20 protein-coding genes and 1 pseudogene are annotated in these 23,068 nt (G+C 58.1%); 12 read left to right on the top strand and 9 right to left on the bottom strand.

The genetic code is table 11. The annotated features are described in order from the left end of the window. The first annotated feature begins 18 nt into the window (after positions 1-18). Positions 19-342 carry a zinc ribbon domain-containing protein gene (locus tag M0D64_RS29970; RefSeq protein ID WP_266260452.1) on the top strand — a complete coding sequence of 108 codons (324 nt, stop codon included), beginning with the start codon at positions 19-21 and terminating at the stop codon, positions 340-342. Here M0D64_RS29970 and M0D64_RS29965 read toward each other — a convergent pair. Beyond that, positions 339-1,382: a helix-turn-helix domain-containing protein gene (locus M0D64_RS29965; RefSeq protein ID WP_266260451.1), complete on the bottom strand. Its 1,044-nt coding sequence runs from the start codon at positions 1,380-1,382 to the stop codon at positions 339-341. The genes M0D64_RS29970 and M0D64_RS29965 overlap by 4 nt on opposite strands. A 324-nt stretch (positions 1,383-1,706) precedes the next feature. Here M0D64_RS29965 and adh point away from each other — a divergent pair, with 324 nt between their 5' ends. Next, positions 1,707-3,227: an aldehyde dehydrogenase gene (adh, locus tag M0D64_RS29960; protein ID WP_171925240.1), complete on the top strand. Its 1,521-nt coding sequence runs from the start codon at positions 1,707-1,709 to the stop codon at positions 3,225-3,227. Positions 3,228-3,291: 64 nt separating this feature from the next. Beyond that, on the top strand, positions 3,292-3,687 hold the full coding sequence (locus M0D64_RS29955; RefSeq protein ID WP_266240730.1) for a DUF779 domain-containing protein: 396 nt from the start codon (positions 3,292-3,294) through the stop codon (positions 3,685-3,687). 16 nt (positions 3,688-3,703) lie between these two features. Here M0D64_RS29955 and eutC read toward each other — a convergent pair whose 3' ends face one another. Genes eutC through eat form a run of 3 tightly spaced genes read right to left on the bottom strand, consistent with a single transcriptional unit; the run spans position 3,704 to position 7,327 of the window. Further along, positions 3,704-4,489, bottom strand: coding sequence for an ethanolamine ammonia-lyase subunit EutC (gene eutC / locus M0D64_RS29950; RefSeq protein ID WP_266240731.1), 786 nt, complete (start codon positions 4,487-4,489; stop codon positions 3,704-3,706). Continuing rightward, positions 4,486-5,880: an ethanolamine ammonia-lyase subunit EutB gene (locus M0D64_RS29945; RefSeq protein ID WP_266240732.1), complete on the bottom strand. Its 1,395-nt coding sequence runs from the start codon at positions 5,878-5,880 to the stop codon at positions 4,486-4,488. The genes eutC and M0D64_RS29945 overlap by 4 nt, the downstream gene beginning before the upstream one ends. A gap of 43 nt (positions 5,881-5,923) precedes the next feature. Further along, entirely contained in the window at positions 5,924-7,327 is a 1,404-nt protein-coding gene (eat, locus tag M0D64_RS29940) for an ethanolamine permease (RefSeq protein ID WP_171925244.1), read from the bottom strand. Positions 7,328-7,582: 255 nt separating this feature from the next. Between eat and M0D64_RS29935 the strand changes: the two genes are divergently transcribed. Together M0D64_RS29935 and M0D64_RS29930 are read left to right on the top strand one after the other, a co-directional pair. Further along, a complete protein-coding gene (locus M0D64_RS29935) occupies positions 7,583-8,449 on the top strand; it encodes a GyrI-like domain-containing protein (RefSeq protein ID WP_266240734.1) in 867 nt (288 codons plus the stop codon). 688 nt (positions 8,450-9,137) lie between these two features. Continuing rightward, a complete protein-coding gene (locus M0D64_RS29930; protein WP_266260450.1) occupies positions 9,138-9,971 on the top strand; it encodes a hypothetical protein in 834 nt (277 codons plus the stop codon). Here M0D64_RS29930 and M0D64_RS29925 read toward each other — a convergent pair. The 4 genes from M0D64_RS29925 to M0D64_RS29910 form a co-directional block, all read right to left on the bottom strand. Next, positions 9,952-10,269, bottom strand: a complete 318-nt coding sequence (locus M0D64_RS29925; protein WP_266260449.1) for a hypothetical protein — start codon at positions 10,267-10,269, stop codon at positions 9,952-9,954. The genes M0D64_RS29930 and M0D64_RS29925 overlap by 20 nt on opposite strands. Positions 10,270-10,722: 453 nt before the next feature. Then, positions 10,723-11,808, bottom strand: coding sequence for a DUF6708 domain-containing protein (locus M0D64_RS29920; RefSeq protein ID WP_266260448.1), 1,086 nt, complete (start codon positions 11,806-11,808; stop codon positions 10,723-10,725). 164 nt (positions 11,809-11,972) lie between these two features. Then, complete coding sequence (locus M0D64_RS29915) at positions 11,973-12,572, bottom strand: hypothetical protein (protein ID WP_266260447.1); 600 nt, start codon at positions 12,570-12,572, stop codon at positions 11,973-11,975. An 11-nt stretch (positions 12,573-12,583) separates the two neighbouring features. After that, a complete protein-coding gene (locus M0D64_RS29910) occupies positions 12,584-13,159 on the bottom strand; it encodes a D-alanyl-D-alanine carboxypeptidase family protein (RefSeq protein WP_266260446.1) in 576 nt (191 codons plus the stop codon). 734 nt (positions 13,160-13,893) lie between these two features. On the opposite strand from M0D64_RS29910, the gene M0D64_RS29905 reads away from it, so the two are divergent. The 5 genes from M0D64_RS29905 (at position 13,894) to M0D64_RS29885 (ending at position 18,700) form a co-directional block, all read left to right on the top strand. Further along, positions 13,894-14,358, top strand: coding sequence for a hypothetical protein (locus M0D64_RS29905; protein WP_266260445.1), 465 nt, complete (start codon positions 13,894-13,896; stop codon positions 14,356-14,358). 167 nt (positions 14,359-14,525) lie between these two features. Then, on the top strand, positions 14,526-16,091 hold the full coding sequence (locus tag M0D64_RS29900; protein WP_266260444.1) for a recombinase family protein: 1,566 nt from the start codon (positions 14,526-14,528) through the stop codon (positions 16,089-16,091). Beyond that, positions 16,088-16,990, top strand: a complete 903-nt coding sequence (locus tag M0D64_RS29895) for a ParB/RepB/Spo0J family partition protein (RefSeq protein ID WP_266260443.1) — start codon at positions 16,088-16,090, stop codon at positions 16,988-16,990. Before M0D64_RS29900 ends, M0D64_RS29895 begins: the two co-directional genes overlap by 4 nt. Next, on the top strand, positions 16,987-17,889 hold the full coding sequence (locus M0D64_RS29890; protein WP_266260442.1) for a plasmid partitioning protein RepB C-terminal domain-containing protein: 903 nt from the start codon (positions 16,987-16,989) through the stop codon (positions 17,887-17,889). The genes M0D64_RS29895 and M0D64_RS29890 overlap by 4 nt, the downstream gene beginning before the upstream one ends. Before the next feature lie 292 nt (positions 17,890-18,181). Beyond that, a complete protein-coding gene (locus tag M0D64_RS29885) occupies positions 18,182-18,700 on the top strand; it encodes a carboxymuconolactone decarboxylase family protein (RefSeq protein WP_266260441.1) in 519 nt (172 codons plus the stop codon). Between the two features lie 243 nt (positions 18,701-18,943). Here the strand turns inward: M0D64_RS29885 and M0D64_RS29880 are convergent, their stop codons facing one another. Further along, a complete protein-coding gene (locus tag M0D64_RS29880; protein WP_266260440.1) occupies positions 18,944-20,284 on the bottom strand; it encodes a phospholipase D family protein in 1,341 nt (446 codons plus the stop codon). Between the two features lie 386 nt (positions 20,285-20,670). On the opposite strand from M0D64_RS29880, the pseudogene M0D64_RS29875 reads away from it, so the two are divergent. Together M0D64_RS29875 and M0D64_RS29870 are read left to right on the top strand one after the other, a co-directional pair. Next, positions 20,671-20,990, top strand: a pseudogene (locus tag M0D64_RS29875) (integrase core domain-containing protein); the annotation flags it as partial. A 149-nt stretch (positions 20,991-21,139) separates the two neighbouring features. Beyond that, entirely contained in the window at positions 21,140-22,687 is a 1,548-nt protein-coding gene (locus tag M0D64_RS29870; RefSeq protein WP_266260439.1) for a hypothetical protein, read from the top strand. Positions 22,688-23,068 lie beyond the last annotated feature (381 nt).

The raw sequence follows: 23,068 nt of genomic DNA, 5'->3' as shown, positions 1-23,068 counted from the left end.
TGGAAATGGGAGGTTGACATGGGATTCTGGGAAAAGATGTTGGGCGGGCATCGCGGCGGCGGTCACCACGGCGGTGGACATCGGAGTGGCGGACATGGCGACTGGGGGCGCGGAGACGGCTACGGCTTGCGGGACGATGGTAGTGGCGGCAGGCCGCCGCCCGCATCGACCTTGACGACCGGCGCAACCTGTCCAGGTTGCCAAGCCGTCAACGCGACAAGTGCCCGCTTCTGTCAGCAATGCGGCGCGTCACTGGCGCTGGCCGCATGCAAAGGGTGCCAAGCCTTGCTGCCAGCCGGCGCACCTTTTTGCCAGCAATGCGGCGCGGCGGCGCAGCGCTAATGAGCGAACGAACGGCGACCCGTTACCTGATGAGCGCCAAGGGCGGCCTTTAACGTATCGGAAGGCCGCATGCCGAACAGCTTCCGGTAGTCGGTCGCAAACTGGCTCAAATGCCAGAAACCCCACGCCGCGGCGACATCCTGAACTGAACGCGATTCGCGCGACGCGTTGCAAAGATCGCGCCGCGCGCCATTCAGGCGGATCGTGCGCAGATACGTGGCGGGCGCCATGCCCAACACGTCCTGAAAGCAGTATTGCAACGTGCGTCGGCTCACATGCAAGCGCTCGCACAACTCCGGCACATTGATCGCTCGGTCGCGATGGGCCAGAACATACTCGCGCGCTTCCGACACGATCGACTGACGCCGCCCACGCGCAGGCATCGCAACCTGCTCAGCGGCGGGCAACGCGCCCACATCGAATAGCGACGCCAGCACCGACGCCTGCAAATTGTTCCGTGCGAACGAGGACAGCGGCGCGCCGTTCGCCGCCCCGTCGTCGAGAAGCTGGCGCAGCGATCCGCACAAGCGCTCCTTGCGAGCCGTACCGATCGACACGACTTCCGTGTTCGGCAGATGGTCGGCCAGACCGACCCGCTCCACTTCGGCCGCATAGCGGCGCAGCACTTCACCCTTCACCACCACACCGAAAATCTCGTAGCCCGCCGAAGTCAGCAATTCGAACTCGATCCCGCCCGGACGAAATGCGAGCGCATCGCCCGCGATCACCTGTGTATCGATACGACCGGAACCCTCGGGGCAAGTCGGAATGCCGAACCAGTACGCGTCCTCCTGCACTTCGCAGGTCTGTCGCAGCGTGTGGCTGGTGGTTTCGACGAACACCTGCATGTGGTCGAGGCACAACTCCGTCAAACCGCCGACGAAGCGGCCCGCGGTCAGTTGGTCGTAGGTCTGGCTCCAGCCGTGGAGGTTGCGCGCCTGCTCGTCGGCGTCGTAGGCGACACAGGTCTGCACGCAAAAGCTCGGCTGCTGCGCGTGTGTCGGTGCTGTCAGGCTGTCGCTTCGGGGTTCAATCGTCATACCGGATCTACGAAATCGAAGTATTGAGGAGATCTGGAACGCAATTCTCATGCCGAACGGATTCTCCGCTTACCTTGCTTTGATCGCGACAGCACATGCTCACGCCCTGTTCAATTCATGAACAGGGCTGCGCACACTGATCAGAAACGAGACGCTCATCGTTTGACAAGGTGAACAGGTCTGCGCCCCAAGCCTGCTGGCGTGCCTGCTGCGCGTGCACAGCTCACCAGCGCGGTGCATTGGCACAATTCTGGCTCTAGTCTGTCGCGGCCAGCGAAATATCGCGCCGAATATAGCCCATTCAAACATGTGAGGAGCACACAGATGAATCACGCAGAGATGCAGTTTCTGACTACCGAATTCCCGTACAAAAAGCAGTATGGGAATTTTATCGGCGGTGAATGGGTGAAGCCCGTAGGCGGTGAGTACTTCGACAACGTGTCGCCGATCACCGGTGAGCCGTTCACGTCGATCCCGCGTTCACGCGAAGCCGATATCGAACTCGCCCTCGACGCCGCGCATCGTGCGAAGGCAGCATGGGGCAAGACGTCGACCACCGATCGCGCGAACATCCTGAACCGTATCGCCGACCGGATGGAAGCGAATCTGCAGCGCATTGCCGTGGCTGAAACGATCGACAACGGCAAGCCGCTACGCGAAACGATGGCGGCCGATATCCCGCTAGCCATCGATCATTTCCGCTATTTCGCCGGCGCCGTGCGCGCGCAGGAAGGCTCGCTCTCCCAGATCGACGACGACACCGTCGCGTATCACTTCCATGAGCCGCTCGGCGTGGTCGGCCAGATCATTCCGTGGAACTTCCCGATCCTGATGGCCGTGTGGAAGCTCGCGCCTGCGTTGGCCGCCGGCAATTGCGTCGTGCTGAAGCCGGCCGAGCAAACGCCTGCATCGATTCTCGTGCTGCTCGAACTGATCCACGATCTGCTGCCGCCGGGCGTGCTGAACGTGGTGAACGGGTTCGGCCTCGAAGCCGGCAAGCCGCTCGCGTCGAGCAAGCGCATCGCGAAGATCGCCTTCACGGGCGAGACGACGACCGGCCGCCTGATCATGCAGTACGCAAGCCAGAACATCATTCCGGTGACGCTCGAACTCGGCGGCAAGAGTCCGAACATTTTCTTCGCCGACGTGATGAACGAGGACGACAGCTACTTCGACAAGGCGCTCGAAGGCTTCACGATGTTCGCGCTGAATCAGGGCGAAGTGTGCACGTGTCCGTCGCGTGTGCTGATCGACGAAAAGATTTACGACCGCTTCATGGAGCGCGCGTTGAAGCGTGTGGCGGCGATCACGCAAGGCCATCCGCTCGACACGAAGACGATGATCGGCGCACAAGCCTCGCAGGAGCAGCTTGAAAAAATCCTCTCGTATGTCGATCTCGGCAAGCAGGAAGGTGCGGAATGTCTCATCGGCGGTGAGCGCAATACGCTCGGCGGCGAACTGAGCAAGGGCTACTATGTGAAGCCGACCGTGTTCCGCGGCCACAACAAGATGCGCATCTTCCAGGAAGAAATCTTCGGGCCGGTCGTTTCCGTGACGACCTTCAAGAACGAAGACGAAGCGCTCGAAATCGCCAACGATACGCTCTACGGTCTGGGCGCCGGTGTATGGACACGCGACGGTACGCGCGCCTATCGCTTCGGCCGGCAAATCCAGGCGGGCCGCGTGTGGACCAACTGCTATCACGCGTATCCGGCACATGCTGCGTTCGGTGGCTACAAGCAATCGGGTATCGGCCGCGAAAATCACAAGATGATGCTCGATCACTATCAGCAGACCAAGAACCTGCTCGTCAGCTATAGCGATAAGCCGCTCGGTTTCTTCTGAGTGTAACGACCCTGTACGAGCGAGCCGCATTACGCGGCTCGCTCTTTTTCAACGAGGGCATGTGATGGCTGATGAGAAGGAAGTAGCCCGTGTGATCGCGACGCCTGCTGCGGTCGATTTGATCGACAAGCTATGCGCCGAACACGGGGCCGTGTTGTTTCATCAATCCGGTGGATGCTGCGACGGCAGCGCGCCGATGATGTTCCCTCAGAATGAGTTCATGGTCGGCTCGTCCGACGTGAAACTCGGCACGATTGCCGGCGTGCCGTTTTATATGAGCGAATCGCAGTTCGAATACTGGCAGCACACGCAACTGATCATCGATGTGGTGCCGGGGAATGGCGGGATGTTTTCTCTGGAGCGACCGAGCGGGTTGCGGTTTTTGACGCGCTCGCGACTTTTCGAGGACGAGGAGAACGCGTGGTTGGAGACGCATCCGGTGGAACGGGCGGATGCTTAGTGTCTCTATGTCGTGTCTAGTTTGAGTCGTCGCCGACTGCGGGTGTTGTCGGCGTACTCGCTAGCAGCGCATCGCTATCGTCTTTCAAACCAACGCCCGTGATGCCCAAACGTCTTGCGTGCGTCAGCAGATAGTGCAACTTGTGCGCGGCTGATTCGTAGTTAAGACCTTCGGGACGCACGTTGGAAATGCAGTTGCGTTGCGCATCGCTGCAGCCCACTTTCGGCGCGTAAGTCAAATAGATGCCGAGACTATCGGGCGAACTCAAACCTGGTCGTTCGCCGATCAGCATCACAACCAGTTTGGCATCGAGCAGTTCTCCGATTTCGTCACCGAGCGCGACGCGGGCCTGACGTGCGACTACTACCGGGCCGATCTTCCAATCCGTGAGTTTCGTGCAAACGGCTTGCAGCAGCGGAATCGATTGCTTCGATGCAGCGAATGCGGAGAGACCATCTGCGATGACGAAGACCACTTCGGGTGAATCCACCTTGAGTTGTCCAAGCGCTGCGCGGCTCTCATCGCTCAAGCGCCTGCCGAGATCCGGACGCCGCAAATAATGCTCGCGATCGGGCGCGGCACTATGCACATCCAGTGTGCTGAAACTTTGCGCGCGCAACTGTTCGTGCAGCACGTCCGTATCGAGCGGATGATGCACCGCGTCGCGCGCCTGCGCATGCGACAGGTTGAACGCCAGCAACGGTGCAGTCGGCAAACTGTTGCCCGCGCGGCCCAACGCGATGCGTGCGTTGGTGAACTGCCGCAATGCGTTCCATGGATTCTTTTCGAGGAAGTCGCTCATGCGATGCCCATCCAGTCATTCGCGCCTGCCAGCAGAGGTTGCTGTGACGATGCACTCAGCAAAGCGCCGCGAGAGTCAGTGATCTGCATGGACTCCAGCCATTCTTCGAATTCCGGTGCGCGGCGCAGACCAAGTACGTCGCGCACGTAAAGGGCATCGTGGAAGGACGTGCTTTGATAGTTGAGCATCACGTCGTCCGCACCCGGAATGCCCATGATGAAATTGATACCCGCCACGCCGAGTAGCGTGAGCAGGTTATCCATATCGTCCTGATCGGCTTCGGCGTGATTCGTGTAGCAGATGTCGCAACCCATCGGCACGCCGAGCAGCTTGCCGCAGAAGTGGTCTTCAAGGCCCGCGCGCGTGATCTGCTTGCCGTCGTACAGATACTCCGGTCCGATGAAGCCAACCACCGTGTTCACCAGAAACGGATTGAACTTGCGCGCGACTGCATAGGCGCGCACTTCGCATGTCTGCTGATCGACACCGAAATGGGCATCGGCCGACAAGGCGCTACCCTGCCCGGTTTCGAAATACATCAGGTTATTGCCGACAGTGCCGCGATTCAGCGACAACCCCGCTTCATATGCTTCCTGCAACAGCGCAAGCGAAATACCGAAACCCGAGTTCGCTTTCTCTGTCCCGGCAATCGATTGAAACACGAGATCGACCGGCGCGCCTTTTTCGATCGCAGCGATGGTGTTAGTGACGTGGGTCAGCACGCACGATTGCGTGGGTACCTGATAGCGTTGGCGGAAGTCGTCGATCATCAGCAGCAGCTTGGTGATCGCGGCAAGATTGTCGCTGGCGGGATTGATGCCGATCATCGCGTCGCCGCAGCCGTACATCAGGCCATCGAGCATCGACGCGGCGATGCCTTTGACGTCGTCGGTCGGATGATTCGGTTGCAGTCGCACCGACATGTGACCGGGCAAGCCGATCGTATTGCGAAAGCGCGTAATCACCGGACGCTTGCGCGCCGCCGCGATCAAATCCTGATTGCGCATCAGCTTCGAGACAGCCGCAATCATCTCCGGCGTGAGTCCGGCGGTGATGCGCGTGAGCGCGTCGCCATTGGTCGTGCTGCTCAACAGCCAGTTGCGGAAATCGCCGACCGTCAGATGCGATATCTCAGCGAACGCTTGCGGCGAATGATCGTCGATCACGAGACGCGTGACCTCGTCGCTTTCGTACGGGATCAGCGCTTCGTTGAGAAACGTGCGCAACGGCACCTGCGCGAGCGCCATCTTGGCCGCGACGCGCTCTTCTTCGCTTGCCGCCGCGACGCCCGCGAGCTGGTCGCCGGAACGCAGCGGACTGGCTTTCGCCATCAAGGTTTTCAGGTCGGCAAAGCGATACGTGCGGCTGCCGATTGTCTCGGTGTAGCTCATGTTTACGACTCCATCGCCGCTGCTTGCGCAGCGGCTCGATCCGTCACTCTTCGAGCAAAGCGTCCGACGGTGCTGCTTCGCGTTGATGGCGCGTCAACAGGAAGTAGACGTAGCCGAGCGCGAGGAAGATCGCGAACACGATGGCCACCAGGAAATTGAAGTAGACCATTGTAGCCAGACAAATCACCGCGGCCACCAGCGCGAACGCCGGAAAGAACGGAAACAGCGGCGCGCGGAACGGGCGCTCCATGTTCGGCTCCGAGCGGCGCAGCTTGAACAGCGACAACATGCTGATGATATACATCACGATAGCGCCAAATACGGACATCGTCACGATGTTCGCCGTCAGCGTCTGGCCGCCGAACTGGATCAGCTCGTCGCTATAGATCGCGGCGATACCGACCACGCCACCCGCGATGATCGCGCGATGCGGCGTCTTGAAGCGCGGATGCACCTTGGAGAGCCACTCCGGCAGATAACCGGCGCGAGCCAGCGCGAAGATCTGCCGCGAGTATCCGAGGATGATGCCGTGAAACGACGCGACGAGCCCGAACAGGCCAAGCCACACCAGCATATGCATCCAGCCGCTATGTTCACCGACGATGAATTTCATGGCCTGCGGCAGCGGATCGTTGATGTTCGACAGCTTGGTCCAGTCGCCGGCGGCGCCTGCGAACACCATCACGCCGATGGCGAGCACGACCAAGGTCAGAATACCGGCGACGTAAGCAATCGGAATCGAACGCTTGGGATTCTTGGCTTCTTCAGCAGCCATCGCCACGCCTTCAATCGCGAGGAAAAACCAGATCGCGAAGGGAATCGCCGCGAACATGCCGTGGAACGAGCCCATGCTGAAGGTGTCCGCACCAGACCAGCCACCCTTCGTGAAATTCGACCACTGGAATCCCGGCGACACGACGCCCATGAACACCAGCAATTCGAAGATCGCGAGCAGCGTTACACACAACTCGAAAGCCGCGGCGATCTGCACACCGACGATATTCAGCGCCATGAAGACGAGATACGCGCCCATTGCCGCGTGTTTCGGTTCGAGCCCCGGAAACTGCACGTGCAGATAAGCGCCGATCGCGAGTGCAATCGCCGGTGGTGCGAACACGAATTCGACTAACGTCGCCGCGCCCGCCAGATAACCACCGGTCGGGCCAAAAGCGTGGCGCGCGTAGGCGAACGGGCCGCCTGCATGCGGAATCGACGTGGTGAGTTCGGTGAAACTGAAAATGAAGGTGGTGTACATCGCGGCAATAAAAACCGCCGTGATGACGAAGCCGAGCGTGCCGGCGCTCGCCCAGCCATAGCTCCAGCCGAAATACTCGCCGGAAATGACCAGACCGACCGCGATCCCCCACAGTTGCCACGTGCCGAGCGTCTGCTTCAACTCGTGATGCGTGACTTTACCGACGTGCTGACTTTTTGACTCTGATTTCATCGGGTGCTCCTGATGTTTTCGCTTGCTCGACGCCGCAAGGCTTTGCGGTGCATGGGCGGACAGGCTTCAGCCGATGGTAGTAAGCCATTATTCAACGTGTTATCGAAATTCGGCAAAGTTCGGGCGCGATTGTGTCAGTGGACGCTTAATTCTGTTCACGGGTGCTTTGGCGAAGTTCGCAGGATTTGGTAAATGGGGACGTGGTACTTTGATTCGCATCCCTTCGGCAATCTTCTCTTTGTTGGTCACTTAGTTATGAACCAATCGGACAATCGGGCGCGCTACGAAACGCGGCTGGGCCGCGTGTTGGACCATATTTACGATCATCTCGACGAACCGCTGGATATCGATCGTCTCGCGCAAATCGCCTGCATGTCGCCGTATCACTGGCATCGCATCTTTCAGGCGATGTATGGCGAGACGGTGGCGACGACTGTGCGGCGTTTGCGGTTGCATCGCGCCGCGGGATATCTGGCGAATGGTTCGATGCCGATCGCTGAGATTGCCGAACGCTCGGGCTATAGCAGTTTGCAGTCTTTCTCTCGCACCTTTCGCGCGGTGTTCGGCATTCCGCCGGCGCAGTACCGCAAGCAGGGTACGCATAGCCGGTTTCGTCCGGCACTTTCAGGAGACGATCAAATGACGATGCGTGAAGTGGTGATTCGTAACGTGGAGCCGATGGAGGTTTTGTCGGTGGATCACGTTGGGCCGTATATGCAGATCGGCAAGGCGTTCGATGGGTTGTTCGGCTGGTTGGCGAAACACAATTTGCTGGCAGGACAGATGCGCATGATCGGGATTTACTACGACGATCCTGGTGTTGTTGCGGAGGATGAGTTGAGGTCGAAGGCTGGGGTGTTGCTGCCGCATCCGGTGCAGACTTCGGTGACGGTGAGTCCGCCGGTTTCGGTGGCGCGTGTGAAAGGTGGGGAGTACGCGGTGTTGCGGCATAAGGGGCCGTATAGCGATATGCGGGCGGCTTATGAGTGGTTGTATGGGACGTGGCTTGTGCAGTCGGGGCGTGAGGCTGCGGATGCGCCGGTGTTTGAGGAGTATTTGAATAGTCCGAAGGAGACTGCGCCTGCTGAGCTGCTGACGGAGATTTGTTTGCCGTTGGTTTGATGGGTTTGGTTCTGGTTTGGTTGTTGTGCGTGCGTTGTGCATGTTTACGCAGCGGGGTTCGGGGATGCTTCTCTGTTTTTTATAGTCTTTGTATATGTATACGTAGTAATAGTTAACAAGCACCTCGCGTTTCTGTGGATAACTTGGATCTTCGCTTACGGATCAAGGGGATACGGAATCGATAACCCTGCGGGGGGTGGGCGGACAGGACGGAGGAGCCAGGGAAAACTTTTGGCTGACCTGGCGAGGTTGCTGGTTTATCAAAGTTTCGCCCACAACGTATCAGGTGGTTTGTACAAAAGTTGTCCAGAGGGGGTTGTGGATAAGTGCGGCTACTTATGGAGCGCTCAATCCGCTAACTCGTAGGACGTGCTGCGGCCACCTGCTGCTGATTTTTTCAACACGCCGGATCCGACGTTGATCCGGGCTATTTTCCCTGCGGACGCAAATTATTCTCCGCAGAAAATGCGGAGAATAGTGGCGCTATTCTCCGCTCGGACCGTGGGGTCCCTCGCGAGTGACTGATTTCTCGATCAGGCGCTTCGGCGGCACCTTGTCGCAAAATTAATTCGCACTGCCAATGCGTTGACAAGACTTGGGCGCGTCGCTTATCTTCGGTTCGCGGGTCGGCTGGTCAAGCTTGCCAAGTTACGGGCAGTATTCGTTCCGGGCACTACGGGGCTACCCCGTGGATCAGAATGACCTCCGCAGTTCGTCGCATGAGCGTCACTTGCGCGTTGCGCAAACCGGCTCGCGCAGCACAAGACGCGTTGACTGGCTGGCCCGCCCCTATCTCTGCCCTATGCCGCAATTTTCCCCGCAATTTGTCACCTACGCGATCGCCGATGCCATGCTGGCGGGGCCGCCCGAGGCCGCCTCGATGGTCGAGCGGATGACGCTTGTGTTGGGCGAACGCGCGGATTGGATGAATGGATTGGCGCGCGGGATTGCGAAGCGATTTGGCGCGCGGTGGGACAGTGTCGACAGTAAAGAGTTGTCGAAGGTTGTTGCTGAGAACACAGGGTTTGTCGCGGCCTGGAGGGGTGAGAATCAGCCGAGGGTTGTGCGTGTACTGCCTCGCCCGCCTGTTCAGCGGCCGCCTCCGCCCTGGTTGCACGACGTGGTGTTGCCGCAGTTGCCGACGCTTGGTGATCTGGCTGCATGGCTCGAAGTTGAGCCGGACGAGCTGGACTGGTTTGCCGATCGCTGGCGTGTGTCGGCGCAGAGTGCGGTGACGCCGCTTCATCATTATTCGTACAAGGTGATTGAAAAGCGCGACGGTCGGTGTCGGATTATCGAAGTGCCTAAATCGCGTTTGCGGGCCTTGCAGAGGAAAGTGCTTCACGGTTTGCTCGATCGGGTTTCCGCTCGAACTCCCCGGCCTTCGATTGGCGCTCCTCCAGCGAATATCTCAGGCTGGAAACTTGCCCCTTCACACAGCTTAGCCGCGCATTCATCTATTAAAGCCGCCGTTTTTTCAATCGGAGATATGACACTACTCGTCACCGCGTATCGCTGGTGAACTCGTCTTCTTTAGGAACACCCCAACGACGCATCAGCCAGCTCCAAAATACACAGAAATAGTTGCCGGAAATCATCCACGCGAACAAGAACACATACAACTTCCACCCGGAAATGCGCGTGACCAGTGGCATATCGCCTCTCAACGCCAGTTCGATCTCGACGATCAGCAAGCCGAGGCCCAGCATCCAGCCAACCATTAGCCAGCGCGCACGCTGCGTGAACGCTCCGCGAAAGTCGCCGTACCAGACGCAACGTCCCGCGAAAAAAGCCAGCACGAGGGACAGCAGCGCGAGCAAGCGCCAGCTCAATGTGTATTCGCTCCTTATGAGCGTCAGGTACGGGCTGTGATTCAGATAGACGGTTCTCCACGCTGAGAAAATTTTGACCGGCCTGCGATGGATCGTCCGAATGAGAAAGATAAATGAAGCGCGCCCTGATGGATTTCCCTGCCTCATTCCTATAGGTAACATACCCGCAGGTGAACCTGCGTTTGTAGTTCGGCGTTTCGCTGGATCCGTGCAAATCGGGAGTGGTTTCATACAATCCGTCAAACTTGATATCCTTTTCATTGGACAACGCTGATCTGACTGCTGTCTCCACAACGTCGTCTGTCGAGGCGTTGCTTCGCGTGCAGCCGGCGAGCAAAGCAAATGCAATAAATAGGGCCGCGATAGCGTCAGTTGCAAAGCTACTGCGTATCGGCTTAACGCTTGTTTGCATCATGCTTCGTCCGTTTTCGTTCTTCATCTTCAGACTCGCGCCGCTGAGCGCGATTCGATGCCAGGCTTCTCAAGCCAGACTGCCGCATGGCGCTCGCCGTCCTGCTCTCCAGTCCAGCCATCGACCCGCGCCTTCGGATTGATCGGGTAGTCGCCCCGCCGTCTCGCCAACACAGTTTCCCCCCAACCAACAGGGGTACCCGTGCGTGGTTCCGCATACGGATCGTCTGGTACCACCGCACTGACCCGCTGGATAGCGTCCGGCCACACCGGGTCCCGACAGGTCGCATTCGTGAGAATCCGCATCACCGTAAAGACAAGCACAAACGGCATCATGATGATCCGCCAGATCGCGGGTGCATCCATCCCCACGCCATAAAGCGAGAACAGAAACGATTCACGCGGTGTTTCGTCCTCGGTGTGGAACAGCATTGGCTTGGGCAGGCCGTTCGGTCCGTCGTTCATGTAGTAACACCAGTAGTTCCACTGCGCCAGCGCCAGTTCCACTTCAGCCTCAGGCATCCATTCGCGGCCGATCGAAAAGACCTGCGTCACGTTGCCTCGATCGTCGACGGTGTAATGGCGGATGTGGAATAGTTCCCCGAACGTCGACCTCTCGCGGTGCAGGCAAAAGATCGAATCCTTCGACCAGGGAATCTCCCAGACGACATCACCTTGCCCGGGTTTGGCAAAGAATCGCCGCTTGCGGATGGCGTAGAGTTTGCGCTCGCCTCTCTGGAAACGAATCGGGCGGCGACGAAGAGCAAAAAACAGATCTCGCCCAAATTTCCACACAATAAATACGAATATCAGCGAGATAGCCAGTGCAAATAAATCTCCCACCGTACTCGCCGCATACGGATAACGCACCTCCGTGAGCCAATACATATATGGTCCGATACAAATGCCTGCTATACCAATTAGAATCGCAGCAGCAGACCACTGCTTCTCCAGAAGCGACGGCTCGGTCACGTCCATATAAGTACTATTGATTTTGAAAATCGTTCCAAAATCCTGAATATTAGGGCCAACCGCACCCTCGATGGACAAACGGTGAGCCATATCCCACTCTGGCACCGGACTCCCAATACACCTCTTCATCAAGCGCTCGTCCACGCCTTAGCCTCCTGCTGCTGAGTTGAATGCCTTCAACTCAGCCTCTAGCGAATCGTAATGTTTCTCGGTGCTGAATTTGCAGCGCGATATCCAATCGTGCATTTCAGATGCCTTTATCCGATGTCATCGACTACCATCCTCGCGCGCTGAATCAGTTTCACCAATCAATCGGCAAACATCCCTTCCGTCAGTTTTACCGGCTCGCCATTGACAGAAAACTTGTACTGCATGACGTTCTTGTTCTCCAACGTGGAAAAAGAGATTGCGGCGCCTCCGGTCGAAAATTTCTTATCGACCTCTTCGCCTGCGATTTTTCCCGAAACAATAGCGGCAGAATACGGCGACAGAGCAGGGGGCATGCTCAAGTCTTTCACCAATTTGCGCATCTTCGGATTCTGCGCGGACTGATCGACAAGGCTCGCTTCGTAGATATATTTCCAGCCGGTGATCTTCTTGAGATGATCCGCGATGTCGTCATCCCACTGATATTTTTTCAGCAACTCCGCCAGCGTGATAGACGAATTCCTGCTGACTTTCACGCAACAAAGCACGCTGTTCTTTGTGCCGGCATCAACCAGCCCGCTGAACACCGTATCGTCGGCAATTTTTTGATCGACGAAAACAATATTGTGGCGCGCCGCATTGGCTCCGCCGTTAGCATCGGCAACAGGAAGTTGCTCCCACACGCCAACGATCGGGGCTTGTTGGGCATTCGCAAAATTGCAAATCAAAGCGACAAAAACTGATACTGCGATCCTTCGCATAATTTTCCCTATTAATGACCCGTGTCAGACCAATGCATGTTTTCGTGGGGATAATAAGTCACCCCATAGCCGTCGCCAACGTGCTTCAGGTCGGCAAATGACCTAACCTCGACGTCATGGCCTGCCGCATCTTTGACCCGCTTGCCCGCGTACCCGGTGATATTCAGATCGACTGCCGCGCCGTAATTATGGCGAGACCGACCAGGCCTCCCAACGGCTTGCATCGCCGAATTGACATTGATGCCATAGCCCCGGCACATCTCCTTTGCGGCCTTAACCGACGCGTCCAGATCCATGCTGCCGTCGGCATTGCGGTGCACCCAATCTATGTTAACACCCGAATATGGCGGCACCCGGTCCGGACGCTCGCGCCCTTTGGCAATTTCAAAGGCATGGAACATCAGGTATGAGCGCTGGATGGGTCGAAGCGCGGCATTGATCCTCACTGAGATGTTCGCATCGCGCATTGCGCCGATAAACGCGCTGGCGCTGGCCTTGAAAGAGTCGTTCAGTGAACTGAGCGACGCACTGCCTGGAAACTTGCTGCACCACGCCACGCCACTTGGCTCAAGCGTGGGGGAGCTCACTACGGTCTGGGGATGGCCGTTTGGAGCGTGCTGATGTACAACGCCCGCAGGAGCGGCAGCGGAAGCGCCGGTGGCGGCCGAACTGGAAGGCGCTGCGCTGGCTGACGGATGCGGAGTCGCACTCGATCCACTACTCGCCGCGCTACCGGTGCTGGCCGGCGCCGCCACCTGCGGCGTTGCCGCAGGCAGATTACTTCCCGTGGCGCTGTTCACCGCCGTACCGCTAGCGTGCGTGGCAGAGCCTGTAGTCGGTTTGGCAGCGGTGACTGTTGTCTGCGGTTTGGCGCTAGTGCCCTGTGCATGCGATTGATCGGCCGGTTGCCCTCAACAGGGAGGCTGGTTCCATCGACTTTGTCGCTCAGTCTCTTTGCGCCCCAGACACCCCCTCGTAGGGCAGTAGCACTAATTTTGTCTCCCAGTAGCAGAACTGTGGTGCCAGCAGCAATTACTTTGGCGCCCTACGAGATGAAGGGAGACAGAATTCGTTAGACTGGCATCCCTTATTAATCAATAACTTGCTAACTTTTTCCGTCCAATTGTTTTCAGCACCCGAACCGAATTAGTTGGACTACCCGGATTTGTGTCGCGAATTCGTTAGACTGAGTCGCCCACCCAAAAAACACGCTGATTGAGCGCTCGCAGCCTTCGCCGATTGCACATCAGCGTTTCTCAGGCGGGTTGGATGCCCGGCTGCCAACGTGCTCCAGATTGCTACCTTACGTATGGAGCGCGTGATGAATAACGCTCGCCGTTGCGTTGCCTGTGGCAGCCTCTTCCATCCTTTTTCTCACATCCCAGATCAACGATTCTGTTCTGCCCTGGGCTGTCAGCGAGAGCGACGCCGACGCTGGCAACAGCAGCGACTTCGAAGTGATCCCGACTACCGCGACAACCAGGCGCGGGCGCAGGCCAAATGGCGCGCTCGTCGCCCGGACTACTGGCGTCAATACCGCGCGACGCACCCGGCCTATCGGGAGCGCAATTGCGCGATGCAACGGGAGCGGAATGCGCGACGAAGTTCCAGTCCAGTTGCAAACATGGACGCGTCACCGCCTTTACACCCGCTCGCGTCGGGCTTCTACATACTGCGTCGTGCCGTCGAAACGGGCATTGCAAAGATGAACGCGTGCACCGTCCATATCGCCGTGCTGTCGGCACCAAACGGGCCACGCATACGTGATTGCAAAGAGATGACGTGATCGACTTCCGCGCTAGGCCTGCTACCTTTGCCTTGTACCCGCTCTGAATCAGACGCCACCGCAGTTGCGACGCGGTTGCGTTTCGAACGTGACGATCTACGTGTCCGACGCGATGCCGGACACGCGAGCTCAGGGGAGCGAGGATTCGAAGCAGCGGGAGCAGGACCGTGTCACTCGATCACATAGGCGATACCGTCGTCGCGCAGACCCCCTCGGTACGGGCGGCCGAATACGTTCGGATGTCGACTGAGCACCAGCAGTACTCGACTGAGAACCAACGCGACAGGATCCGGGAGTACGCCGTGCGGCGCGGTCTCGAAATCGTTCGCACCTACGCTGACGAGGGTAAAAGCGGTCTGCGCATCGACGGACGGCAGGCGCTGCAGCAACTGATCAAGGACGTGGAAAGCGGCCACGCGGATTTTCAGGTGATCCTCGTCTATGACGTGAGTCGCTGGGGGAGATTCCAGGACGCGGACGAAAGTGCGTACTACGAGTATGTCTGCCGGCGCGTCGGCATCCAGGTTGCCTACTGCGCCGAACAGTTCGAAAACGACGGCTCGCCGGTTTCCACCATCGTGAAAGGAGTGAAGCGGGCAATGGCCGGCGAATACAGCCGGGAATTGTCGGCCAAGGTGTTTGCCGGCCAGTGCCGGCTGATCGAGCTCGGCTTCCGGCAGGGTGGACCGGCTGGCTACGGTTTACGCCGCGTCCTCATCGATCAGCACGGAATCATGAAAGGAGAACTTCAGCGAGGCGAGCACAAGAGCCTGCAGACCGATCGGGTGATCCTTATGCCAGGGCCCGAGAGCGAAATCCGCATTATCAATCTCATCTACAACTGGTTTATCGACGGGTCATTAAATGAATATGAGATTGCAGCCCGGTTAAATGGTATGCGTGTTCGCACAAATCTCGACCGGGAATGGACACGGGCGACTGTACGGGAGGTACTGACCAACGAGAAATACATCGGCAATAACGTCTACAACCGCGTGTCGTTCAAACTCAAGAAAATGCGCGTCGTCAATACACCGGACATGTGGATCCGGAAGGAAGGAGCATTCCAGTCTATCGTACCAGGTGAGACGTTTTACACAGCACAGGGCGTCATGCGGGCGCGCGCCCGGCGCTATTCGAATGAGGAGCTCATCGAGCGTCTGCGCAACCTCTACCGCAACCGTGGTTTCCTGTCCGGCCTTGTTATCGACGAAACTGATGGCATGCCATCAAGCTCCGTTTACATGTACCGATTCGGCAGCCTGATCCGCGCATACCAGACCGTGGGTTTCACGCCTGGTCGCGACTACCGCTATCTCGAAACCAACCGGTTCCTCCGTCAGCTTCACCCGGAAATCATTGCGCAGACGGAGAAGAAGATCGCCGATCTCGGTGGCACGGTACTGCGCGATCCAGCCACAGATATGCTCACCGTCAACCATGAGTTCACTACCTGCCTCGTTCTCGCGCGTTGCCAGACACACGAAAATGGGCGGCATCGCTGGAAGGTCCGGTTTGACACGAGCCTGCTGCCGGACATTACGGTAGCCGTTAGGCTCGACCACGCGAATTCCGCGGCGCTCGATTATTACCTCCTGCCGCGCCTGGATTTCGGCCAGCCGCGTATCAGCCTTGCCGACCAGAACAGGATTGAGTTCGAGAGCTACCGTTTTGACACGCTTGACTATCTCTATGGCATGGCTGAGCGGGCCCGCCTCCGGAGGGTGGCATGAACCAGCAGCAACAGGCGGGCGAGGTACGGATGATTCCGGTCGACCAGATCGAGGTCATTAATCCTCGCGAGCGTAACAACCGCGTCTTCAACGAAATCGTCGGCAACATCAGGGCGATCGGCCTGAAAAAACCGATCAAGGTTACGCCGCGTGCTACAGCGGATGGCATCGAGAAGTATCTGCTTGTGTGTGGCGAAGGTCGCCTGAAGGCTTTCCGTTCACTCGGCGAGACGACCATTCCTGCGATGGTTGTGAATGTCAGCGACGAAGACGCATTCATCATGAGTCTCGCGGAGAACATTGCGCGTCGTCAGTGCAGGCCGCTCGAACTCCTCGCTGGCATCCGGCAATTGCAGGAGCAGGGATATACGTCGAAGGTGATCGCGGAAAAGACGGGGCTCACGCAATCATATGTCCAAGGTATCCTGATGCTACTGCATCACGGTGAGGAGCGCCTGGTCATAGCAGTAGAGAAGGGACGAATTCCACTCAACGCCGCACTGTCTATTGTCAGCGCTGGTGACGACGACACGGCAATGCAGGCTGCTCTGCAGGAAGCTTACGAATCCGGCAAGTTACGTGGCAAGCAATTGATGGATGCCCGCCGGATTATCGAGCGACGTAAAACGCTTGGGCGCTCCGCTGCCCGCAACATGTCGGGCAAGCTCGCAGATGTGACGACATCGAGCCTGGTGCGGACCTACCAACATGAAGTCGAACGCCAGAAGTCGATGGTGCGTAAGGCCGAATTTGCGCAGCAGCGGCTCCTGTTCGTCGTGGGTGCGCTCCGGCAAATGTTCGCCGATGAGAACTTCGTCAATCTGTTGCGCGCAGAAGGACTTGCAACATTGCCGAAATATCTCGCCGAGCGCGTGTGGTCTGGCGGGAGCGTCGCATGACAGGCGTGACGCTCGGTTTCATTCCCGAACCTCTATCCGTTCCAGTAGTGTGCATCTTGCCGTCGCGCAAGACGCCGGCGACGATCATCGATTCCCGCAAGTTCAAACAGATCAAGGCCTCAATCGAGGAGATCGGCCTGATTGAGCCACTGTCGGTTACCGCAGTACACCAGAGTACGGGTCAACATGTGCTGCTTGATGGCCACCTACGCCTCATTGCGATGCAGAAGCTCGGACTTGTCGAGGTATCGTGCCTGGTTGCAACCGACGACGAAAGCTACACGTACAACAATCGTGTCAATCGGCTGTCCACAATCCAGGAGCACTATATGATCCGGCGCGTCGTCGAACGGGGCGTGTCGCCGGGGAGGCTGGCAAAGGCCCTCGCTATGGACGTGTCCATGATCCTCAAGAAGCTTTCGCTGCTGGACGGCATATGTCCTGAAGCCGCCGAACTTCTGGGAGATCGCCAGTTCTCAGTAGACCTTGCTCGCGCAATTCGAAAAATGAAGCCGACGCGGCAGGTCGAATGCGTCGAGCTGATGATAGCGGCGAACAACGTGACGGTGCCTTATGCCGAAGCGCTGCTTGTCGCAACACCCGCAGCACGCCTGGTTGACGGAAAGAAGCCGCCGAAGCTGACCGGCGTGACACCTGAACAGATGGCGAAGATGGAGCGGGAGATGAGCAACCTCCAGGGCCAATACAAACTTGTCGAGCAGACCTACGGACAGGATGTGCTGAACCTGGTGCTCGCAAAGGGATATCTTGCCAGGCTCCTGGAGAATGAACTGGTAGCTCAATACCTGCGGCAGCGTCAACCAGACCTGCTGGCAGAGTTCGAAACGATTGTCGAGACGGTTTCGCTTGAACAGCAGCAATTCAGCGTTCTCACCTAGCTGCGCCCGACATCACCGATGCAATGCATGGCGTCACATTAGACCTCGAAATGGCAAGTCGCCCGCCGCTATTCGAAGGCGTTAGTTTTGAGAACGGGCCGCATGGGCGACAGGCAGCAGGCGGCCAACAACGGTCGTTTGTACGTGTATCGATGAAGATCTTCGGGCGTCGCATATACTAAAATTTCGGTCATTCGCGTATCGCTTGTGTGAGTTATATCGTAGGCCTGCCCGAATAAGGTGCGACACCGGAAGTCATTGGTTCTGTTTCAACGGGAACAGGGGAAACCAAATGTCTCGGATTGAATTACCCGCAGTTTCCTCCCTTTCGGAAGATCAGAAGCGGCAATATTACCGTTTCCCCGCGAACCTGACGCTGGCATTACTGCGCACGACTGGCTCTACGTCTGGTTACCTGTCGCTCGGCGGCTCGTTCCCGCGTGGCGCGATAGGCAACAAGGACCGCGAGATGATCATCCTTCGGGTGGGCGCGCTCAGCCGCAGCCCATACGAGCGGATGCAGCACCTGCCACTTGCACGTCAGGCCGGTTGGAGTGATGCCGAAATCGCGGCGATCGAAGCGGGAAACAGTTCAGACGCACGGTCCCTGGCGATTCTACGATTCGTCGACGAGTGCGTGCGCGACATCAAGGTTGGAACACAGACTTTTGCCGCCGTCCGTGCATTTTTCTCTGAGACACAGATGGCAGAGCTAACGCTCCTGATCGGCCACTACATGATGACGGCCCGTTTCCTCGAAACCCTCGAGGTGCCGCTTGATGACGCGGTGACATCGTGGGACAACATATAGGCTTCGTGTTCGCGTGGCTCGAGCGATGGCCGTTTACCCTAGCAAGCTGCCACTAAAGTAGTGAAAAATCCAGTGGCCGTGAAGGGGGCGCGTGCTGCCGATCGCCATCAGGCAGTGATCGGAGTGCAGCGGCCACATGACATTGTTTTGCTGGTCGGTATTGACGACCGTCAATACACGGGAATCGCAGGAGCGCCGGCGAAGGCTGGGGCCAGCTGTGGGAACCGCCCCAGCCCGGCCATGTTACGCCGATGGCGGTCGGTAGGACGGATCGGCCTCTAACAGGTTGAAGCGCGCGCAGTCGAGGTCGTTCTTGTTGAACAGGGGTGCGAAACACGGTTCGAGCATGATGCTTTCGAACGACAGGCGCAGCGCACCGTGCTTCGCGAGGCTTTTCAGGCCGCTCTTGATGTCGGAGCCGGGCTTCACGAGCCGCTTGGCCAGAGTGACGGGCGGATACGTCTCTAGCAGGCCCTCAATCGTTGTCTTCACGTACTTCTTCGAAAGCGAAATGTTCATCGCCTCACGGATGCGCGCGCCGAATTCACGGACCAGCGCGTCGGGCGAGACGGTGGCCGTGCCGGGCGCCTCAGCCGATTCGGGTGTGCGGGCGGCGGTGGCGGCTTGCCGAGCGGCCTCGCTCAGCGCACGCAGGAACGCGGGTAGGCGCGGCAGCGTGCGATCGACCGACCAGGTTTCATGATTGTCGAGAAATTCCGGGAATTCGCCCGAGTTCAGCACGGCATACAGCGCATGCACCGCCGCGTCGGTGATCTCGAACGGCGGAGGGAGCTCGGCCCGGCCGGTTCGCTCGACAGCGACCTTCGTATAGGGCGCTTCCTGCGCGCCCCCCTCGACCACCTCGTCGACATGCAGCCAGTATGGGCGGTAGCGTTCGTCCGGGTGCCCGTCGCCGCGCGGCGTCCAGCAGAGAATCCAGCGGTCGGGCCGCACCATATCGGATTCGAGGAACGACAGCGTGTTGTTGACCGTCCTGGGCGAGACGATCTGATCGGTGTAAGTGATGTCGCCGAGCACCCAGCACACGTAAATTTCATCGGCGGACACCGGTCGGTAAGCGTCCAGAGCCATGGCCTGCGCATCGTTGCGAATCACACCCTGCTTGATCGCGCGATCCCAAATCGCGCGCAGTTCAGCCAGGCGCGCTAGTTTGGTCGCAGTGGTCGGATAGGCCATGGCCGCCTGCCGCAGGTAGTCATCCAGCCGCGCGCGCAGCTCGGCTAGCGCCCGCGCATCATCGACGAGGAACCCGGCTTCCTGGAGGCCTTCGGCGCTCAGGCCGTTAGCCGTCAGGTTGAAGCTGCCGACCGCCGCGCCGCGCTCTCCGAGGTAAATCTTGGCATGCAAGTTGTCGAGGAAATGGACGTGTTCCCAGCCGATCGCCTCGGCGATCTCGACGATCGCGGCAGGATTGGTGCCGACAGTCGGCGACAGTACGATGTCTTGGAGCTTCTCGGGAACGATATAGGTTTTCCAATCGATGCCGACGTAGGCGACTGCAATCTGGCTCGGTGAAATCTCGCGCAGCCCGCGCTGAATGTCGCTGCCGTGAACGAACTTCATGGTTGTGGGACCCCGTATGGCTCAATATGTTGTCGTGGTGGCCTCGATGGGCCTGTCGCCGATCGTCATCAGCATGCGACACGCGCGGGGGGACCCCGCGAGGTCGATGCCGTCAGTCACCCTGACGAAGGGCTGACGACGTGCGATGCGACTGACACGACACCTTACTACGGTGCCGTTCCCAACGGCAGCCAGAGACTGCAACCTGAGATGTCGATTGGGTGGCCGCTTTGGGATGCGTGCTCCCGATCGCAGTCTTGCGAGGCTCAGGCTGCGTATGCGAATTGCATTAGGCTGTACCCGGCCATGAAGCGTCGTTCGCACTTGGTGCTACGCGGACGTTCAGACATCTCTTCCTCTCAGTTAGTAGCCATTCGACTTGCGAAGACAGGGGTTTGCAGTACGTTAGCATTCGCTACAGCGAGCGGCTTGCCGAAGCGGGCATCGAGACTTCTGTCGGCAGCCGGGGCGACAGCTACGACAACGCGCTGACTGAAACGATCAACGGCCTATACAAGACGGACTGATTCATCGCCGCGCCCCTTGGAAATCGAGGGAATCCGTCGAACTGGCAACGCTGGAATGGGTGGCCTGGTACAACCATCATCGGCTGATGGAACCGCTCGGCTATATCCCGCCCGCTGAGGCTGAGGCAAACTACTACAGGCAACTCAGAAATACCGCTGACGTGCCTGCATTAACTTAAACCAACCGGCCTCCACGATTCCCGGCGCGGTTCAGGTTGAAGCCTGCCCTGCCCGTTGTGCAGTCAGAAAAGTACTTCAAAGAACTTGCCCAAAATAACGTGAAATTTTTCGAATTTGACGCCCGACGATACAGAGACTGAACAAAGCGATGAACAGGCACTTCAGAAAATTTGAGGAGATGAACTCGGACTTGCCTCCGGCTGGCTACGCCACGGTAGACCACGTCGAGGTATCTCCGAGAGGCGATGTCATCATTGCCCTAGATGCAGTTGGTAGCGATTGGTTCGAGAGCAGTTCTTTCTGGCAACAGGATGGTTCAAGTGACTATCGGCACCAGAGGGTGTTAGAGCAGATACTGACGCCTTCGCGCAGGGCGAATCCGTTCGAAGACGCATCCTTGTATCGAGTCGAGGTCACGCTGTCCCCCACGGACGGCACAGCCTACAGCCATCCCTTCGGATATCCGCACGCAGCTGATTACGAGTCTAAGGGCGAACCAAATGGCTGGTATCAAAGTTTCGAAAGAGCGTGGTTTCACTTGAGTTTCTCGAAGACACCAGTGCCCGGCGCAATGCCTGCGAGCGTGTACTCCAATCTGTTCGGGCCACCGACGACGGTCTATGTACAAGGTACTATGCCTTCTCCGAAAGCAGGCAAGTTGCTGGCTCAGACCTTTTCTTTCGCACACCTTCCTACAAAGAGTGAAGGTTTTCTTACTTCTCGTCTGCGAAGAGTTTGCGCAGACCTGCTCGCCGTTTACGACGTCGGCCAAGGGAACTGCAATTCGTTCCTGCGCGACCTTGCACCATCAGCGTTCGCGACGCTGTACTACGACCTGGGTGCAGGGGTATATCGAAACAGTTTTACGACACCCGCTAATCTTATTTTTTGTTTCAGCCAAGTGGATACAGTCATCCTCTCGCATTGGGATGCAGACCACTGGGCGGGTGCATATGCAATGATGGTACCCACCTCGACGGGTGCACCTGGAGCCGGCACTTACCCCGCCCTATCCAAAACCTGGTTAGCTCCGGAACAGAAAGCGGGTCCGGTGCATTTAGCGTTCGCATATGACATTGTGGCAAACGGCGGTGACGTATTCATCTATAAGCCGTCAACCAGATCTCCTGTAAGCGTGAATATTGCGTCATCTCGACAGCTGACCGTCACTCTTGGTAATGGCGGAGATAGAAACAACACGGGCATTATTTTAATGGCTGAAGATAAATCCATGTTCCCGAGCAAGAGATGGCTTCTTACCGGCGACTGCGATTACCCGTATATCGATGCCAGCCAGACAGACGAGCCGCTTGTTGGATTGGTAGCGCCTCATCACGGCGCAACGCTAGGGCGGAGGAGCTCTGCGCCTAAGCCTGATAATGGAGGATATTGCCGACTGGCTTACAGTTTTGGCTCCGACAACAAACACGGAAAAAACACGCAGCATCCAACGAAGGATGGTGCTGATTTGCATCGGGTTGCTGGTTGGGACCACGGCGCCTGGAAACTGAATGAGCCTGGCGATTGCCAGGCGGGAGCAGACGTGTTGCACACGGAGCGACATACCAAGGCGGGCTTCGGTGGAGTAACGGGGCAACTGGGCGGCGTAGTAGTAGGCTGGACCTCAGCTCCGGCCGTACCGATTTCCACGCCCTGTCGAGGGCTCAGTTGCTCGACGCCTGTAACGCAGGCTTGAAATTGAGCCCACGCGGTTTGAAATTCCCTCAGACGGCCGGGCAGTGACGCGTCGAATGACCGGCGCAGTTCCGGTACAAAATCTCGCGTGCGTAGGCCCGAGATTGATTAGCCTCGACATAGTCAAGCCAAGCTATGCTCCAGCCCGTCAATGGCTTGGGACAGCTTCGCTCTCGATCAGAATGGCTGTTTCTGGTCGAATTGCGGCCATTGGAAGCCGCTTAGAATGGATGCCCGCTTAGGGTCGATCACGGAAATCCGAATCGACTCAGTAGCGCTGATTCGCTGCCTCGCTTCGAACTTCCGGGTCCGTTAAGGGTTGTTCTCCGTTAAGGGTTGTTCGACGCCTGCCATCGTCCGCAGGAATGTGAGTGCGCCACCG

It is taken from the genome of Paraburkholderia sp. WS6 (assembly GCF_030464835.1).
In the GTDB taxonomy this organism is placed as follows: domain Bacteria; phylum Pseudomonadota; class Gammaproteobacteria; order Burkholderiales; family Burkholderiaceae; genus Paraburkholderia; species Paraburkholderia madseniana.
The sequence above is the reverse complement of the archived record's forward strand: the minus strand, read 5'-3'. Positions and strand labels throughout refer to the sequence as shown.